The organism is Parabacteroides massiliensis, from assembly GCF_900155425.1.
GTDB classification, from domain to species: Bacteria; Bacteroidota; Bacteroidia; order Bacteroidales; family Tannerellaceae; genus Parabacteroides; species Parabacteroides massiliensis.
Map to the genome: position 1 here is coordinate 20,569 of NZ_LT700192.1, position 18,078 is coordinate 38,646.

Sequence of the window (18,078 nt, forward strand, 5' to 3'; positions counted from 1 at the left end):
GATGTTTCTGTTTAGATTTTTCCTGTCTTGACCAGTATCAGGAATTTGATTAAATGTATCTGTCGTTTGATGCGTGAGGGCTGCTTCAATAGGCGGTATGCAAATTCGATATTGTGTTTCACCCACCATTCGGGTGCCCGTTTCACATTTCCGGTATAGACATCGAAACTCCCTCCCAACCCTTGGTAGATCGCAGGATGTGCCTGATGCATTTCTTCCATCAAGAGCTCTTGTTTGGGTGATCCCATTGCGACGAAGACAACATCCGGCCGTTTTCTCTTGATCTCTTCGATCAGTTCTTTTTGCTCTATCTCTGCCTGTATGTATCCATTCCGGTAGCCGGCTATCCTGATTCCAGGAAAATCTTCTTTCAATCGGGTGACGGTCTTCTCTATCACGGGTTGTTTACTCCCGATCAGGTAGAACGTCTTTCCTTTTGGGTACAAGTTTTTTATAATCTTCAGCCACAGTTCACATCCCGCGATCTTGACGGCATCTCCGGCTCCGTGCCGCCGTACCGCCATGACAGCTCCTATGCCATCGCAATACCCGATATTCCTGTTCACGATATCCCGCATCTGTTCGTTCGCATGCAGTATTTTCTCTGCATTTATCGCCACCAATATTCCTTTATGTTCCCCCACATACTCCAGCAAACTGGAATCCGAGGGAAAAGGGTGGACTTTTATTCCGTTTATTTTTATTCTGCTATCGTTCATTCTGATTTGAAAAAGATTGAATGATTGTTTTATATTCATTTATCATAGTGGAAGCCCTGAAGCGTTTTTCATAAAGAGCTCTCGAATGTTTGGATAAGGATTGATATTTTTCAGAGTTGGGCAAAGGCAGTGAGTTCAGGCAAATGACGAGTTTTTCCCACGTGTCTGCGACAAAACCATTATAACCGTTTATATTGACATCTTGTACACTTGCCAGATCATTCGATATTAATGGTTTTCCGAACATACACCCTTCAATCAAGGTCAGTCCTAACCCTTCATTCTTGGAAAACAGACAGACATAATCGTATTCGGGCATTTCCTTTCCGATATCTATTTGCCCTAATACAAAATACTGGTCTGATTTTCCGATCTCCTGTTTCAGCTCATCCATTTGTGCTCCGGTACCGGCAAAATAGAACTTGATATGAGACAATAGTTTTCCTTTGGTTTGTTTGACTAATTCTGTTTGTTGTTTTACAGGACAGATACGCCCGGCTAATAAGACTCTTATTTCGCTTCTGTCTTGTCTGTTATGAGTATTGCGGAAGATATCTTCTATCCCGTTGAAAATGACGGTTATCCTGTCGCTTTTTATATGAAAATAGTTAATGAGATTTTGTTTCACGCCATTGGAGATGGCTACGATTCTTTCCGGTAACCAGGTGAGTGGTTTTAAGTTTGTGAAAGTATTGTGAGCCACATGTATAATTTTTAATTTCCCGGCGAAGAAAAAGTTTAAAAACATCAAACGTGAAGTTTGAGAACGGTGATGGGATAGAAATACTGTGTCTGGGGCATTATATTTGAAAATCGAATAAATACTGAATTTTTCAAAATGTATATTCTCTTTTTTATAGTCCGGATGTATTTTATCCATAGGGGTGTCTGTCAATACGATTGGTATATTTCCATTCAGCTTTTTTGCTAATTGAATGGTGATATCCTGAGCTCCCCCCTTGTTCTTAAAATTGGGATAGTTTGAAATAATTTTCATATCGATTCTTTTTTGATAGAAGATGAAACAATCTTTAAAGCATATAGAAACCAAGCCTGAAATTCGATATAGGGGATTTTGTTCTTACCCCATATTAGAATCTCACTGGCAAAAGCGCCTGTCTTTTTGTTATGAAATTCTTTATACAGATAGGATAGCAACCCGTTTATCATTGTTTCGTCATAGCTATATTTGGAAAAAAAAATTAAAGCTTCGGCAATATCTCTTCCATCGACAAGTTGGAATAACCATGTGTTTCGGGGCGGATATCTTTTGTCATACCGAATCGGAATAACCAGATCGCCGTACTTTTTAAATAAGTTCTGCCGGTAATAGCGGATTCCTTTTTCTATACTTATGGAAATATCAAATGGCAGATAATCTTTTGCCATACAAAGAGCTTGTAAAATATAGGATTGGTGGAAACAATCGATCGATTTTATTTCGGGGGGAGAGGCATAAAACCAACTGCCGTCGTCATTTTGTTTATTCACGATATATTGGATACCTCGCTCACCGAGTGTTTTATAGAGTTGAATATCGTATAAATGACCGACACGTAGCAGGAAGGAGCTTATTAAAGAGCTGGCGTTATAGATCTCTTTTTTCAGTGTAGGTCCGTAATAAAAATAGACTCCTTCCGAATGGTGATCGTTATAGCCCGATTCTTCTATTAAATAATCCGATATGGATAGCAAAAGTTCTTTTTTATCTTGTTTACTGAATATCCCAGCTTGCTCTTCCAAAAGGAATTGTCCGAACCATACCGTATTTAATGGGGTGGGGTCTTCTTTATCATTTTCATATAAACTGATAGATATTTTTATACCTTGCTTTAATGCAAAATGTTTTGTCTTTGTTGAACGGAGCTTCCATATTCGTTTAAGAAGCATCTGGATGATCTCTTTGTCTTTTGATAAGTTATAGGCTTTCAATAATGCGACATTTGCTTGCGGTGTCAAAGGATAGGCATCTCCTTTTCTGTTTCCTCTGAGATTGATGGGAGAAAGACGGAAGAATGTTCTTAAAATCACATTTAAACGGTGATTATTCGTCAATAATTTTTCCGGAATGTAATTGCATTCCATATAACAGAAGCGGATGGATTGCAGCCATTTGTCCAGCCCGTCTATCATTTGATTGAGATAGGAAGTCTTTACCATATTGTTCTTAACGTTATTCTTTAAAGTCTAAAACAGCTTTGAGTTTGTTTTCCATGTCAAGTGCAATCCGGGATGCCAGAAAATGCTTTTGTGCATATTGATAATTGTATAAGGATATTTGTTTTACCAGATTGACATTCGTAAGAAGAGATTCTATTGCTTCAGTAAAATCGGAAGGTTTTATGCTATCGACCATTTTCCCCATCTTCTCATTCTCGAAAAAATCGACCAAGCCTCCTACCGGGCGTGTTATGACTGGAATTCCAAAAGCCATAGCTTCCAAAACAGAGGTTGGCATTCCTTCATGAAATGACGGGAATAAATATAAATCTCCTTTACGGAAGGCTTCTTTCAATTTCTCGCCTTGCAAAGGGCCAGTGAATATGACTTGTTGTAAATTGTTTTTTGCGCAGAAAACCTGTGCCTCTTTTAAGGCCTCTCCTTCCCCGACGATCGTAAGTTTCAGATGTGGGTGAAGTTTCTGTAATTTCCGGTAAGCCTGTATTGCTATAAATATTCCTTTTTCAATGGTGATACGTGATAAAAAAAGAATGTTCCGAATGTTCCCGCTACGGGAATGGATGTCAAAATTATCAACGAGCCTGTCATCAACTTTGGTTGTCATTATGTAAATAGGAACTTTTACTCCCCACATTTCTAATGTCTTTTTAAAGCTCCTTGCCAAAACGAATATGCATACATTCCGATTCAATGTTTTTGCTAATCTCTTTTTGTCGATGTTTGTAACTGTATTTTCGTTGAAACCGTGGAAAAACAAGGCCGTGTTTCTGCGGAATAACCTACTTAGTGTTAGGAATATGGTATCTCTTTTTAGTGCAGACACTCCCAGAGATGGGTTTAATATGACGATATCCGGAGAGAAGAATATTAAATTCAGAGTAAACTTGAGAATATCAAAAGGTAACCAATATATTCCTTTTATGTTATGCCTTTTTCCTATTATATTGTATTTGACATTTTCCGTCCAATAGCTTTTCAATCCGGAGTAATGATTGGCAACGCCACCGATCAAAGATAGTGAAGGCACTGTGAATAATACTTTTAGTTGTCTCATCTTTTTATGTTTTGGAATATGGATATTTACTTCATGAGCGATAAAGTTGTAGATATTTGTCGGTGCATTGTCCCATCGAATAATTATTTTTGAAATGCGTTTTCAATACCTTCTTGCTTATATATCCCGGACAATTCATGAATGCTTTTATTGCTGTAAGATATGAATCGACCGACAAATCTTTCGAGAGATAACCTTCTACCTTATCTTCGATCACATCGGTTATTCCTCCTACTGCCGTACAGATGGGAACACATCCGCATGACAAGGCTTCCAGCAAACTGATGGGCAATCCTTCGTAGTGTGATGTCAGGCAGAAAGCATCGGAGCAGAGCAGATAATCACTGACATTTGCTTTGAGCCCTAAAAAATGAATATTCCGACATGCTTTTTGTTGCAATTCTAATCCTTTCGGTGTGTCGAAGCCATTCCCGATAATAAGAAGTGTAAACCGGTTCTGTCCGGCAGCCAGTTTATTAAAAGCATCGACCAGCAGTTCTTGGTTCTTTTGCGGATGGAACCTGGCGACATGGATGAATAGCGGTTCGGCCGCATTTGTTTTATAGCTTGCTACCTCTTTTAGGGTTTCAGGGAACAGAGAGGTAGGATGTATTTCGGGACAACCATTGTTTATGTTCGGAACTCCCTGTAATTTGTAAAGCTTTTCAAATGAAAACTGACATTCCCTGGAAATCGTAACAGGCCTGATTAGCCGGTTGGCGTAAAAGAATTTGTTGATGTAAAACTGATACTTGCTTTCATACGTCTTTTCGGCAAGGTTATGCAGAGTATGGAATATCTTTGTTTTCCGATTGGTCATAGCCAATCGGTAGAAATAGGGGATTACATTCAAGTGGCAATGGATGATGTCCGGTCTTGTGTCTTTTACGAGATTCTCTATCCGGTTTATCTTTTCCAATGAAAAACCGGGCGAAATCTTCAGATTGACATAGCGGACTTTCTTATTCAGAAATTGCCGGTTGAATGACATCTTCGGGTCGGTTTCGTCATCCCGGAAAGTTCCTAATGTGACCCTATGTCCTTTTTCGGCCAACTCGTTGGACAGGTTGACGACAAAGCGTTCGGCTCCGCCTTGTGAGAGACTATATATAACTTGCAATATATTCATTTTTATTTTTTATCGGATGAGGTATTGTTTTATGTTCGTATGAATGAAAGAATGGTAAAGTCGCAATTATGAAAAAGAGAGGGAACTCGATTTCGTATGATAAAGAGATCAAGAGCAAAACGAAAAAAAGCAGGTATTTGCCACCTTTGACCTGGTAAAACGACCGGACAAATATTGAGAACCTGTAAAAACCATATATCCATATGATAGCCATCGATATGCCATAATAAACCAGCAGCATGGCGAATCCGCTTACCAGCATTACTTCTCCGCCATACAGGTCGGATAATGAGGAAACTTTTGTCCCTCCACCCCAAAACGGGTGATGCTGAAAGTCTATGAATGCCAAACGGAGCGAGATCAATCTTCCGGGGGTCTGTAGGGAATCGCTCTCTTTGGCCAACTGGAATACTTGTTCGTAGTTGATCATCTGTTCAAAATCATTTGTGATTTTCAGAATGAAAAAATCAGAATACAAAAAAGGTAGAAGGATCAGGGTGAGTAGGGGAAGAAACAGAAAGGAGTACTTTTTTGACCGGTTGTATCCCGCCACCATCAGAATGAATAGATAGATAATGAAACCTGTTGTTGAGAAAGTTGTCAGCAATACGCATGTGAGCAGGAAAAAACGTCTCTCGAATTTCAGATTGTTTCTCATGATGTTCAGGGCCAATGCCAAGCAGAGAATACAAGCATGTAATCCTGGTTCGAAAAATAATCCGCAGTTCCGGGTAAACGATCCGTCGAGCGGGGAATTGATCGAGTAGACAAGTATGTTGTAAGCAAACCGATATTCGGATGAGGCAAGGGCATCCGGGTATTGTGTGCCGATCAGTTTGGCGATATAGAACAGACTTGCTGGATTGACAAGTTGCCATAAAAAGAAAAACACGCTTATGTAGGCGAACATGGTTATGGCTGTCTCGAGGTAAAACAAAAGTTTGTCCGAAACAATCCGTATGGTGGCATATGCTGCATACGAATAAGTGAAATAGCAGATGAATTTGTAATACTCTAACTGGTGATGCAGGAAAGAGAGCAGTCCGAAATAAACCGATAATAAGCCGATGAAAAGCGCAAATTTACTGCTGATAAGAATTTTCCTTTCCTGGATGAACTGAAATGAAAGAGTACATGCAAATAGAAGGATGCACCCCGGGATACCTGATAAATATATATTGGCACTTGTCGAAAACAACAAGATGATACAGATGAATATATAATCTATATTATTCTTCGAAATTGTCAGCATTTCAGATTGCGAATGTGTTACCTGTTTTCTTCTTGAGACAGTCTATCGTTCCTTTGCGGACAGCTTTTCTCATTTTCTGCCGGAGCGGTTTTTCCAAATGAGAATACCTGTATGTATAAGATTTTAAAAGACCAAGGGCGAACCGGACTTTAGTCCAAAATGTGAATCCCTTGTCCCCGGACAGTCTCCGGCAATATTCGTTTCGGAGATGGAAATTCCGGATCACATAGTAAGTGTACATCGGGTTGTTTTTCGTTTCGTAAGAAAGAGCCTGCCGTTTCAGTTTGGCATCCCGCACAAGCGTGACATCCGTATGCAGGCTGGCGAGATATCCGTATATCCGGTCATCGCTGGTGATGAAAAATCGTTTGTCCGGAAAACCGATCTTGTCGATGATGGAACGATGGATGAGCATTCCTTCGAAACAACCGACGTTGACGGAAAAAATCTCTTTCCCGAAGTTCTCAGGAGAGATTTTTGTCTCTTTATCCTTCCGTATGTCATACTGATATCCCCACGGAACATAAACGTCATCGGAATAATACCGTGCCGGATGGAGGCAAAGCGAGCGGTTGCTATATTTCAGTAATGTTTCCAGACAATCAGGAGCCGGAAAAACATCGTCGTCCATCATCCAAATCCAATCGGCTCCCTCCATATATGCATGTTGGACCCCGGTAGAAAAACCACCGGCTCCACCGATATTTTGTTGGTGGATCACCTGTAAATCCGGTTGGGCGGATAACCATTCGGCCGTGCCATCAGTCGAACCGTTGTTCACGATAAACAATTTGTCGATAGGGTGAGACTGGTGCTGCAAGCAGGCAATCGTTTTTTTAAGCAGATCGAGCCTGTTGTAAGTCACGATGAATGCATATATGATCATATCAAAACTTTTTGAGAACTTCTTCGACAATCTGGTGCATATCGTAGTACTTGTATTCGGCGAGGCGTCCACCGAATATAATATTCTTCTCTTTGTCGGCCAGCTCCTTGTACCGCTTGTAAACATCATTGTTTTTCTGATCGTTTATGGGATAATAAGGTTCATCGTTGTCTTTCCATTCGGTGGAGTATTCGCGCGTGATAACAGTTTTATTTTGTGTACCGAATTCAAAATGCTTGTGTTCGATAATGCGGGTGAAAGGTACTTCTGCTTCTGTATAATTGACAACTGCATTCCCTTGGTAGTTAGGATAATCCAGTGTCTCTTGCTCGAATCGGAGGCTCCTGTATGCCAACTTCCCGAATCGATAACGATAAAATTCGTCTATTTTGCCGGTATAGACTAACGTTTCGGCAAGCGATTCGAAGTAGGAGCGGTCTGAGAAAAAATCGGTCCCTGTCCGGACTTCTGTCCCTTCGAGCAAACCATCTATCAGTTTGTTATAGCCGCCGACAGGTATACCTTGATATCGATCGTTGAAATAATTATTATCAAATGTGAAACGTACAGGTAACCTTTTGATGATAAATGCCGGAACTTCCGTCGCTTTCCTGCCCCACTGTTTTTCCGTATATCCTTTGATTAATATTTCATAGATATCTTTTCCGACCAGTGAGATCGCTTGCTCTTCCAGGTTCTGAGGATCGGTGATGCCGGATGCCTTTCGTTGTTCTTCAATCTTTTTCATTGCCTCTTCCGGAGTTTTTGTACCCCATAAGGTGTAGAATGTATTCATGTTGAAGGGCAGATTAAATAATTTCCCTTTGTAGTTGGCAATCGGTGAGTTCGTATACCGGTTGAATTCGACAATGGAGTTGACGAAATCCCATACTTCCTTGTTGGAGGTATGGAAAATATGAGCTCCATATTTATGGACATTGATCCCTTCTATATTTTCGCAATACAAATTCCCACCGAGGTGCGGACGTTTGTCTATGACGATTGTTTTCTTTCCGGCCTGTCTTGCTTTGTAGGCGAATACGGAGCCGTATAGTCCGCTCCCGACAATCAGATAATCATACTTTTTCATATATGTGATTTTAATTTTGATACGAGGATATTTTTGATCTGTAAGGCGAATGCATCTTTTCGCCCATAGAGATACAGACAATAAAAGACGACCGACACCGGTATCCCGATAAGCAGCTTCAGATAGTCGTCAAGTCTTAAATGATTGATAAGAAAGAGAAAAGCCGTTATCAGGAGGGTACCCAGGAAATATTGTAGGTTTTGCCTGCTTATGAACCGGATAGGGAGAAATTTCTTCCCGATCAGAATTATTACGACGAGAACGGACAATTCGGCAATCGAAGTGGAGATGGCCGCACCATACTGAAAGTACCGGGGAATCAGCAGATAATTCAGGGTGAAATTGATGACTGCACCTGTACCTGTTGCTATAATGACCAGCTTTTCCTTCCCTTGTGGATAGAGGATTTGCATACCCAAGATGCCCGATAGGCCGATGAAGAAAATGGTTGGGGCGATCAGTTGCAAAGTGAGTATGGAAGGGGTGAAATCTGGTCCGCAAAACAACTTGATGATTGGCTTCGACATGAAGATAATCCCTGTTGCCATCGGCAGGCATAAACAAAGAATAAGACTTATCGCCTTGTCTGCCAAAGTTCTGAAATCTTTTAGCTGCCTGTTGCTGATCATGTTGGAGAACCTGGGAAGAAGAACCATCCCTAATGATGAAACTAATCCTATGACCGCTTTCGTTACCCGTGTGGCTGCCGTATAGAACCCGACAGCCTGTTCGTTTTTGAGAAAACCCAGCATGATGGAATCGAGATTGACATAAATGCTGATCATCAGGTTCAGGACGAATATCCGTAAAGCCGGCTTCAAATGTTTCCACAGGTTTAACTCTTTCCAGGAAATGAACAGAAGGTATTTTCGTAAACGGAAGAAGTTGAATATATTTCCCCCTACATTTGCGATCACCAGAATAGCGGCGTAATAGAATAAGTCGTCCTTGTCTTTGACAAAAACGAAGAGAGCGACGAGAGACACGATGCGAACAATCAAACTCCGGATCGTAATATATTTAAAATCTTCTATTGCCTGATAGAACCAGGCAACTCCGATTGCATTGAAGAACAAAGTCGAACTGAGCAACAGGAATAAAGGCACATCTACCTCGATTTTCGCAACCGTGAAAGCGAGTAACAAGACGACGGCATAACCCGCTAACGTCAACAGGGCATGAAGCAGCAGGATTTCGGTTGTCGTCTTACTCCGTAGCACCGCATCATCCCGTACTCTTGCAATTTCCCGGACGGCATACAAAGGAATTCCTAATGCCGTACATAGGGCGATATAATCGATGATCGACAGAAAGAATTGCACTCGTCCGATGCCTTCTGCAAATAAGATCCGGGAAGCATAAGGAAACGTGACCAGGGGGAAAAGGAGCGCTGTTATCGTATTTGACAGGTTCAATACAAAATTTCTTTTGATTGAACCTGAGGTGATGGATTTGGACTTGTTCGCTATTTTCATCCCTATCTCTTAAACACTCCGCAAAAGTCCAGGATCACTTTTTCTTCATCGTATGGTAATTTTTTGAATTCTTTGTGGGAAACGAGGAAGGCGACGATATCGGCGCGGTCGTAAGCCTCTTTATAACCGGTCAGCTTGAATACAGTATGTTCATGAACATTGGGTTCGACAACCAGGATGTCTGTGTCGGCTGAACGTTGGAGGACTTTCGATGTGATGTACTTGGCTGGCGATTCGCGCAGGTCATCGATATTAGGCTTGAAAGCGAGGCCCATCAGAGCGACAACCGGTTTGCGGTGATGTTCGAGGAAGAAATGCAAGATGGCATTTTCGATCTTTTCGGCACACCAGAACGCTTTGTAGTTGTTGATTTCGCGTGCTTTCGAGATAAGTTGCGATTCATAGGGAAATTCGGAGGTCAGGAAATAGGGATCGACAGCGATACAATGCCCGCCCACGCCTGAACCCGGTTGCAGGATGTTGACACGCGGATGTTTGTTGGCAAGTTCGATCAGCTCCCATACGTTGATACCAGCCTTGTCGCAGATCAGCGACAGTTCGTTGGCGAAAGCAATTTGGACGTCACGTGACGAATTTTCCGTCAGTTTGCACATCTCCGCAGTCCGGGCATTTGTCCTGTGGAGTGTCCCTTTGACAAAACGGCTGTAGAATTGTATCGCCTTTTCGGTCGATTTGGGGTTGATTCCACCGATCACCCGGTCGTTTTGCATCAGCTCGTAGATGACGTTACCCGGCAAAACGCGCTCCGGGCAGTAAGCGATGTATATTTTCCCTTCCAGTTCCGGACGCAATGCGTAAAGCAGGTTTGCCATCTTTTCGGTGGTCCCGATTGGCGAGGTCGATTCGATAACGAAAAGATCTCCTTTCTTGAGGAAAGGTATGACCATGCGTGTCGCTGTTTCAACATATGAAATATCCGGTTCGTGATTACCTTTGAACGGAGTCGGAACGACAATCAGGTACACATCGCTCTCTTCCGGTACATTTGAAGCCTTCAGTTTGCCGGATTCCACGGCTTCCGCGCACAACTCTTGCAACCCCGGTTCCACAATATGGATAATCCCCCGGTTTGTCATTTCCACTACTTTAGGATCCACATCGACCCCGATAACTTGAATACCGCTTCCGGCAGCGATAGTTGCGGTAGGCAGGCCGATATAGCCCAGTCCCATAAAACATGCTTTCATTATTTGTCTTTTTCTAAATTCGTTTGACCAATTCTTTTCCTTTTAAAGATTCTTTTTTGTTTCCGCCCCTTTCGAACCAAATGCTTAATGCCACCCAGATCACGATGTCGCCGGCAAATACGATATTGATATTCACGAATGATACCAACAAGATATTGAGGCTGCTGAACAAGCAAGCGATTATGACGATACTGATCATCGCTTTATGTGCACTCATGCCCATATCGAGAAATTTGTGATGGATGTGGTTACGATCCGGTTTAAACACTGGTTGGTGGTTGCATATCCGTACGATTATCACGCGTACGACATCGAACATCGGTACGATCAGTGTCGAGAATGCGATCACGATAGCTCCGGCGGAATAGTGTACTACGTCCGGATTGTAGGATGCATAGCGGATGGCGAGGAATACCAGAATATAACCCAGAGTCAAGCTCCCTGTGTCACCCATGAATATTTTTCTTCCGTGATCTGCCTGTCCGAAGACGTTGTAGTAGAAGAAGGGGACCAGTACTCCCAGCGTAGCAAACGACAGCAGAGCGTATATCCACATCCCATTAATCAAAAAGAGGCTGCCAAGCACAAGTAATGCCGAACCGCTCAGGCCCGATGCCAACCCGTCTATCCCGTCGATCAGGTTGATGGCATTGGTAATAAATACGATCACGAGGATGGTGAGCGGAATACCGATCCAGGAAGCCAGTTCATGTATCCCGAACAGCCCGTAGAGATTGTTGATCCACAACCCCGACAACGGCAGGAGTAAGGCTGCCACAATCTGCACCATGAATTTCTTGGTGTAGCGCATCCCTACCAGGTCGTCTTTCAACCCGACGAGGTAGAGCAGGATCACCCCGCAAACCAACAGGTAGAATTCCGAAAGAGTATGTGTGAACAACCAGAACGGTATTTGCAGCCTGTACATGTATCCCGCACAATAGAGAGCGAAAACGAACGAGAGGGAAAACAGGATCGACGGAGCGAAAGACAGGCCACCCAGTCTCGGGATAGCCCCTTTATGTATTTTCCGGCTGTCCGGGATGTCAAAAAGCCGCTTTTTCAACGCAACGACCAAAATCCTCGGAATAATGATCATAGACATCAGGGATGAAATTGCGAAGGCTAATAAAATCAATAGGTATATCATATAATAACTCTCGGTTTATATGCGACAAAGTTCGTCAGTCACATAGAGATGTTCTGGCGATTGTCCACTATTCTCATAGTTTGAGAAGTAACAAGAGGCCGGAATAAAACGTTTTGGCTTTTGATTGTAATTGTGGTATTTTAGAAACCATTTCCTAAAAATCAGGGAGAAAATGTGGAAGATTGAGATTGGTATAAATGGTGAAAAATAAGAGGTATGGTTTACGATTCAACCTGTGGCTTGAGGTTGTTAATTAAATGGAACACATTATAGTATGTTAATAAAGGAAAGAATATTTAGCGAGTGCATGCCTTGTAATTGTAACCGGAGATATCGGTTGGAAACTTTGTGGCGGTGTGTCAAAATATGGAAGTGTGTCAAAAAGCATTTGTCCTCACGCTTGACATGGGGACAAATGCTTTTTGACACACTTCTAAAGGAATTTATTTTTTTCTCAGGAACTTTTGGCCTAACCACTTTCTTACCGGTTCGTCATAAAGCTTCAGGCAGAGGTAAGCCAAGGCGATGCTGCCGACATAAACTGCTATTGCCATAGGCCAGATTTCAGCGAAAGTATAAAGCTCGTTGTCGATCAGCCAAGCATAGAACAGATACATGATCGGGTAATGAACGGCATAGAGCGGATAGGATATGTCGCCTAAGAATTTACATATTTGTGTCGAACGTTTGTCTGTTGTCTTTCCGGAGGCTCCGAGCCAGACAAGGACAGGGAAAATGAGGATGATACAGACAGCTTCGAATAGTCCGTTGAGGCTGATAGAAGCATTGTCCACCTTTATGTAAGGTACACAGAAGAGGAGCAGCAGAATGATCGAACAAATCCAAAAGGCTCCTTTCATTTGGAACGGTTTGAAGTTGCGGGATAACAGCATCCCTAACGAGAAGGGGAAGAGCATACGCAAGGAACCTCCGAGGAAATTCACGCCGTCGAGCGTCCATCCCACACCGATCATGTCGTACCCCGAAACATCGAAGATCGTGAACCCGGCAAGCCCTATCCCCAAAAGAGCGACGAGCACGGTCAAGGCTTTGGTGGAAAGACGGTGAATGAATACAGCGTAAAGGATGTTTCCGATATATTCGAAAAAGAGCGACCAGCTTGGGCCGTTTAGGGGGAACATTTCGCCATTGCCGCGCACTTCATATCTCGCGCCGGGCAAGGCGGGGATGAAAAACATCGCACAGAGCATGGATAGCATCACTGCCGAGGTTGCCACATGTTTACCGTCCCATTGGGCGCTACCTTGTATGAAGAAAGCGATTGCTCCCAATACCACTCCCATGATGATCATCGGATGGAGGCGAATTAGACGACGTTTGAAAAAGTTACCGATCGTCATAGTCTTTCCCAAACGGTCGTCGTAGGCATAACCGATCACGAAACCGGAAAGGATAAAGAAGAAATCGACGGCCAGGTAGCCGTGGTTGATCGTTGTGATGGGCGTCCCTCCGGCTGCAAACGAAAGGCCTTCGAAGATATGATAAAAAACAACCAGTAAGGCTGCCACCCCTCGCAATCCGTCAAGAAGTTCGTAATGGGGTTTGGTATCCGCAAATGCGGCTGAAGAGATTGTTGTGTCTGACATTGAGATTGAATTAGATATTTGTAATATGTGGCAAATGTATTTGTTTTTGAGGATAAAAAATTTGTCCTATGTCAAATTCTGCTATCCGTTTGATCGGAGCCGGCTGAGTGTGGAGAGCCTGATGCCCAGATAAGAGGCGATGTATCCTAAGTTCACTCGGCGGTATGCGTCCGGAAACTGTTCTTTGAACGCTTCGTATCGTTCCTTTGCCGACAAGGTCAGATGGTCTTTGTGGCTGCGGTGTAAACGTCTGTATTCGTTTTGGTGAATGATTCTTCCCCAGTTGCACAGCTCGATGTTGGTTTCGAAAAGATGCGTCAATGTGGCCAGCGGTATCCGGTAGGCTTCCACCTCTTCCAGTGTTTCGACGAATTCTTCGCTTATCTTTCCGTAATACAGTTCATCCATGCTGAACACTATGCTGCCTTCTCCGGCAAACGATGTCGTAATCTCTTCGCCGTCTACCAGCCAAAAGGAACGCGTTATTCCTTTCTCGATGAAAAAGGCGGATTTGCAATAGGTGTCTGCTTTTATCAACTGATATTTTTTAGGAAAGCGGCAGTAGGTCACGTTCTCTTTCAATATTTGAACGGTATCGTCTGAGATAGGGAACAATGAGTTTATTTTATTTAATATATTTGTCATGATGTTGTTTTGACATTGTCTGTCAATCACAAAGATACGAAAAACCGGTAAAAAACAGTTGGCAACCGGGCAGTATTATTTTACTGCCAGATTGCCAACCGCCAATGGAGTTATAGTCTTGTTCCTACAGCCATTCGCTCATGAACGCATCCATCTCGTCTGCGTGCGCTTCGAGGCTTTGGAGCAGTTTGAATTGAGCCTTTGTGCGGATCAGGTTGTGCTTCGGGCTGTGTATCTTGTAGTACGTGTCGCCGTTGATGTAGTCGGTCAGGAAACGGACTGTCTGCATGTAGGTCAGCAAACGGCCACCGTATGGGAGAAGCTTGATCTCCAAAGGAGTCAGGAAAGACTTGGCTTTCTCCATGTAACCTCGTGTATAGGCTTTGAAGATGTCCATGTTGACGTTGACGTTGTCCAGGTTTTCGTCATCTTCAGCACCGGTGTTGGCTCCTGTACGGATGAAGTCGCCGATATCAGACAGGACGAAGCCCGGCATGACCGTGTCGAGGTCGATTACGCACAAAACCTTGTTGGTTTCGGCATCGAACATCATATTGTTGACTTTCGTATCGCAATGGTTCGTACGTTTTTTCAGTTTGCCTTCGCGGTAGAGGCGTTCCTGGATACACATGGCTTCGGCACGTTTTTCGATTTCATCGATCAAGTCTTTCACTTCATCCAGGCGGCCGGCGGCATTGGCCTTTATTGCATCGTGGAACTGCTCCAGGCGGAATTCCATGTTATGGAAGTTCGGTATGGTCTCGCCCAGCGTACCTTCCGGTATGTCGGCCAGCATGGACTGGAAGTCGCCGAAAGCCTTGCCGGCTTCGTAAGACAGCTCCGGGTTGACCTCTTCGTAGCTCTTGCTGTTCGGTATGAACAGGCAAACACGCCAATAGCTGTCTCCATCGAAATAATACAACTTATTGTCTTTTGTCGGAAGGAATGTCAATACTTTGCGATCGATGTCGCTTTCGCCTTTTTCTTCCAGTTTCTTACGGATATGCGAAGTAACGATCTGGATATTGTTCTGCAACATGTCCACGTTTGTGAAGATCAGATGGTTGATGCGTTGCAGCACGTATTTGATTTCGCCTTTTTCGTTTGTTACTTTCAGCGTATCGTTGATGTGTCCGTTTCCGAATGGTTCGGCGGAAACTACTTTCTCTGTGAGCTGGAACTGGTCCAGGATGTTTAGTAATTGTTCTTTCGTTTTTGCCATGGCATTATTTAATTGATAATTGATAACTGACAATTGAGAATGAAATAAGGGAATGGATTCATTTCGATCATCAATTACGTACAAAAGTAAGAATATCTTTGTAAATAAAAAATGGAAGTCGCTTTCTTTATGGATGTCTCCTGATAAAATAGGAAAAGGCCATCCTTTTCAGAACGGCCTTTCTCTATTTTTTTATCTAAACCAATTGTCTATTGTCGATTGGTCTTATTTTTTGTTACGGTTACCGTAGCGGCTCATGAACTTATCAACACGTCCGGCAGTATCGACCAATTTAGCCTTACCAGTGTAGAACGGGTGAGAAGTGCTTGAGATTTCGACCTTTACCAGCGGATAAGTAACACCATCGATTTCGATCGTTTCTTTTGCATTGATAGTAGAACGAGTGATAAATACGTCCTCGTTTGACATGTCCTTGAATACTACAGGACGATAGTTGTCAGGATGAATTCCTTTTTTCATTGCTTTGTTATCTTATTTTTTAATTTATATTCTTATACTTTAGTTTGGTAACCGGTATTTTGGGTTGCAAAGGTATGGATTTGAGTTGAACAAACAAAGATTTTTGAATTATTTTTTCTATTCGAGCCACTTTTGTGTTATTTTATATGCTCAAAAGCATAATGTTCTCGGATAGTTATTATCTTTGTGGGAGATTTTTAATCATTAACGTAATAACATATACAACAATGGTAAATTACAAAGATTTAGGTTTGGTGAACACAAGAGAAATGTTCGCAAAAGCCATCAAAGGCGGATACGCCATTCCGGCTTTCAACTTTAACAACATGGAACAGATGCAGGCTATTATCAAGGCTGCTGTTGAAACAAAGTCTCCGGTAATCCTGCAGGTATCTAAAGGTGCTCGCCAATATGCAAATGCTACTCTGTTGCGTTACATGGCTCAGGGAGCTGTTGAATATGCTAAGGAATTAGGTTGTCCGAATCCTCAGATCGTTCTGCACCTGGATCACGGCGATACGTTCGAAACTTGCAAAAGTTGTATCGACTCAGGTTTCTCTTCTGTCATGATCGACGGTTCTCATCTTCCTTATGAAGAAAACGTAGCTCTGACTAAGAAAGTTGTTGATTATGCTCATCAGTTCGATGTAACTGTAGAAGGTGAATTAGGAGTATTGGCAGGTGTTGAAGACGAAGTTTCTTCTGACCACCACACTTATACAGATCCTGAAGAAGTGATCGATTTCGCTCACCGTACAGGTTGCGATTCTTTGGCTATCTCTATCGGTACTTCTCACGGTGCATACAAGTTTACACCGGAACAGTGCCATATTGATCCGAAAACAGGAAGAATGGTTCCTCCTCCATTGGCATTCAATGTATTGGACGCTGTAATGAAAAAACTTCCGGGATTCCCTATCGTTCTTCACGGATCATCTTCTGTTCCTCAAGAAGAAGTTGATACAATCAACAAATACGGTGGTGCTCTGAAGGCTGCTATCGGTATTCCTGAAGAAGAATTGCGTAAGGCTGCCAAGTCTGCTGTTTGCAAAATCAACATCGACTCAGACTCTCGTCTGGCTATGACGGCTGCTATTCGTAAGGTATTCGCTGAAAAACCGGCTGAATTCGACCCGCGTAAATATCTGGGTCCGGCTCGTGATAATATGGAAAAGCTGTACAAGCACAAAATTATCAACGTACTTGGTTCTAACGATAAACTCTGATTTTTGTTCGTGGAGCGAATATATGAAAAGGGACACCGGCCGGTGTCCCTTTTTTATTTGTATATTTGCATGCTGTAAACATGAGTAAGAATAGATGAATATGAAAAAAAATTGGATTTTGGGGGTTGCCGTTTGTGGCATATTGTCCGTGTCGGATGCGGCGTACGGACAGTCGATTAAAGACATTTTGAATTCAGCAGCCGTGAAAGACGCCGTAACGGCTGTGACCGGAGGGAAAAAACTGACGGTGGAAAATCTGGCAGGTACGTGGACGTATGTGAATCCTGCCATCCAGCTGGAAGGTGACAATGCGTTGAAGAATGTGGCGGCAAGCGTGGCCTCTTCGGAGATGGAAAAGAAACTGAAAGACTATTGTGCGAAAGTCGGGATCATTGAAGGTGCATTCAATTATACTTTTAACACCGACAGTACATTCACCAGTGCCCTGAAAGGCCGTACATTGAAAGGTACTTATTCGTTTAATGCGGACGACAAGACGATGGAGCTGCACTATGGCAGGATCGGAAAGTCGAAATTGACGACGATGACGGCTCATGTCGTTGTCACCAATGACCAGCTCTCTTTACTTTTCGATGCAGATAAATTACTTGATTTCCTTACAAAACTGTCTGCTGTCTCTAAAAATACGACCTTGCAGGCTCTCAATAAGCTGGCAAGCCAATATGATGGGATGAAGATGGGCTTCGAGCTGAAAAAATAATGGGATAATGTGCCAATATCCCAATATCCCATT

At 42.8% G+C, this 18,078-nt stretch carries 17 protein-coding genes; 2 read left to right on the plus strand and 15 right to left on the minus strand.

The features are described 5' to 3' along the window. Nucleotides 1-11: 11 nt before the first annotated feature. The 15 genes from BQ9893_RS18865 to BQ9893_RS18935 all read right to left on the minus strand — a co-directional run bounded on the left by BQ9893_RS18865 (nucleotide 12) and on the right by BQ9893_RS18935 (nucleotide 16,098). Nucleotides 12-719 carry a WecB/TagA/CpsF family glycosyltransferase gene (locus tag BQ9893_RS18865; RefSeq protein ID WP_075967485.1) on the minus strand — a complete coding sequence of 236 codons (708 nt, stop codon included), beginning with the start codon at nucleotides 717-719 and terminating at the stop codon, nucleotides 12-14. Further along, complete coding sequence (locus tag BQ9893_RS18870; RefSeq protein WP_075967486.1) at nucleotides 709-1,716, minus strand: glycosyltransferase family 4 protein; 1,008 nt, start codon at nucleotides 1,714-1,716, stop codon at nucleotides 709-711. Before BQ9893_RS18870 ends, BQ9893_RS18865 begins: the two co-directional genes overlap by 11 nt. Next, nucleotides 1,713-2,804, minus strand: a complete 1,092-nt coding sequence (locus BQ9893_RS18875) for a prenyltransferase/squalene oxidase repeat-containing protein (protein ID WP_139322625.1) — start codon at nucleotides 2,802-2,804, stop codon at nucleotides 1,713-1,715. The genes BQ9893_RS18870 and BQ9893_RS18875 overlap by 4 nt, the downstream gene beginning before the upstream one ends. An 88-nt stretch (nucleotides 2,805-2,892) precedes the next feature. Continuing rightward, a complete protein-coding gene (locus BQ9893_RS18880; RefSeq protein WP_075967488.1) occupies nucleotides 2,893-3,954 on the minus strand; it encodes a glycosyltransferase family 4 protein in 1,062 nt (353 codons plus the stop codon). Between the two features lie 31 nt (nucleotides 3,955-3,985). After that, nucleotides 3,986-5,083 (minus strand): glycosyltransferase, encoded by a 1,098-nt coding sequence (locus BQ9893_RS18885; RefSeq protein ID WP_075967489.1) that lies wholly within the window; start codon nucleotides 5,081-5,083, stop codon nucleotides 3,986-3,988. Beyond that, nucleotides 5,058-6,335: a hypothetical protein gene (locus BQ9893_RS18890; RefSeq protein ID WP_075967490.1), complete on the minus strand. Its 1,278-nt coding sequence runs from the start codon at nucleotides 6,333-6,335 to the stop codon at nucleotides 5,058-5,060. Before BQ9893_RS18890 ends, BQ9893_RS18885 begins: the two co-directional genes overlap by 26 nt. A gap of 1 nt (nucleotide 6,336) precedes the next feature. Beyond that, nucleotides 6,337-7,221 (minus strand): glycosyltransferase family 2 protein, encoded by an 885-nt coding sequence (locus BQ9893_RS18895; protein ID WP_075967491.1) that lies wholly within the window; start codon nucleotides 7,219-7,221, stop codon nucleotides 6,337-6,339. Nucleotide 7,222: 1 nt separating this feature from the next. After that, complete coding sequence (gene glf / locus BQ9893_RS18900; protein WP_075967492.1) at nucleotides 7,223-8,311, minus strand: UDP-galactopyranose mutase; 1,089 nt, start codon at nucleotides 8,309-8,311, stop codon at nucleotides 7,223-7,225. Further along, nucleotides 8,308-9,786, minus strand: a complete 1,479-nt coding sequence (locus BQ9893_RS18905; RefSeq protein WP_075967493.1) for a flippase — start codon at nucleotides 9,784-9,786, stop codon at nucleotides 8,308-8,310. The genes glf and BQ9893_RS18905 overlap by 4 nt, the downstream gene beginning before the upstream one ends. Nucleotides 9,787-9,788: 2 nt before the next feature. Further along, complete coding sequence (gene wecC, locus BQ9893_RS18910; protein ID WP_075967494.1) at nucleotides 9,789-10,994, minus strand: UDP-N-acetyl-D-mannosamine dehydrogenase; 1,206 nt, start codon at nucleotides 10,992-10,994, stop codon at nucleotides 9,789-9,791. Nucleotides 10,995-11,007: 13 nt separating this feature from the next. After that, entirely contained in the window at nucleotides 11,008-12,144 is a 1,137-nt protein-coding gene (locus BQ9893_RS18915; RefSeq protein ID WP_075967495.1) for an MraY family glycosyltransferase, read from the minus strand. 443 nt (nucleotides 12,145-12,587) lie between these two features. Continuing rightward, nucleotides 12,588-13,751 carry an acyltransferase family protein gene (locus BQ9893_RS18920; protein ID WP_075967496.1) on the minus strand — a complete coding sequence of 388 codons (1,164 nt, stop codon included), beginning with the start codon at nucleotides 13,749-13,751 and terminating at the stop codon, nucleotides 12,588-12,590. 81 nt (nucleotides 13,752-13,832) lie between these two features. Further along, on the minus strand, nucleotides 13,833-14,396 hold the full coding sequence (locus BQ9893_RS18925) for a Crp/Fnr family transcriptional regulator (RefSeq protein WP_075967497.1): 564 nt from the start codon (nucleotides 14,394-14,396) through the stop codon (nucleotides 13,833-13,835). Nucleotides 14,397-14,520: 124 nt separating this feature from the next. After that, nucleotides 14,521-15,618 carry a phosphotransferase enzyme family protein gene (locus tag BQ9893_RS18930; protein WP_075967498.1) on the minus strand — a complete coding sequence of 366 codons (1,098 nt, stop codon included), beginning with the start codon at nucleotides 15,616-15,618 and terminating at the stop codon, nucleotides 14,521-14,523. Nucleotides 15,619-15,843: 225 nt separating this feature from the next. Continuing rightward, entirely contained in the window at nucleotides 15,844-16,098 is a 255-nt protein-coding gene (locus tag BQ9893_RS18935) for a type B 50S ribosomal protein L31 (protein WP_008150452.1), read from the minus strand. A 227-nt stretch (nucleotides 16,099-16,325) separates the two neighbouring features. Between BQ9893_RS18935 and BQ9893_RS18940 the strand changes: the two genes are divergently transcribed. Both BQ9893_RS18940 and BQ9893_RS18945 read left to right on the plus strand, forming a co-directional pair. Next, nucleotides 16,326-17,324, plus strand: a complete 999-nt coding sequence (locus BQ9893_RS18940; protein WP_075967499.1) for a class II fructose-bisphosphate aldolase — start codon at nucleotides 16,326-16,328, stop codon at nucleotides 17,322-17,324. A 100-nt stretch (nucleotides 17,325-17,424) separates the two neighbouring features. Next, nucleotides 17,425-18,045: a DUF4923 family protein gene (locus BQ9893_RS18945; RefSeq protein WP_075967800.1), complete on the plus strand. Its 621-nt coding sequence runs from the start codon at nucleotides 17,425-17,427 to the stop codon at nucleotides 18,043-18,045. The last annotated feature ends 33 nt before the right edge of the window (nucleotides 18,046-18,078 follow it).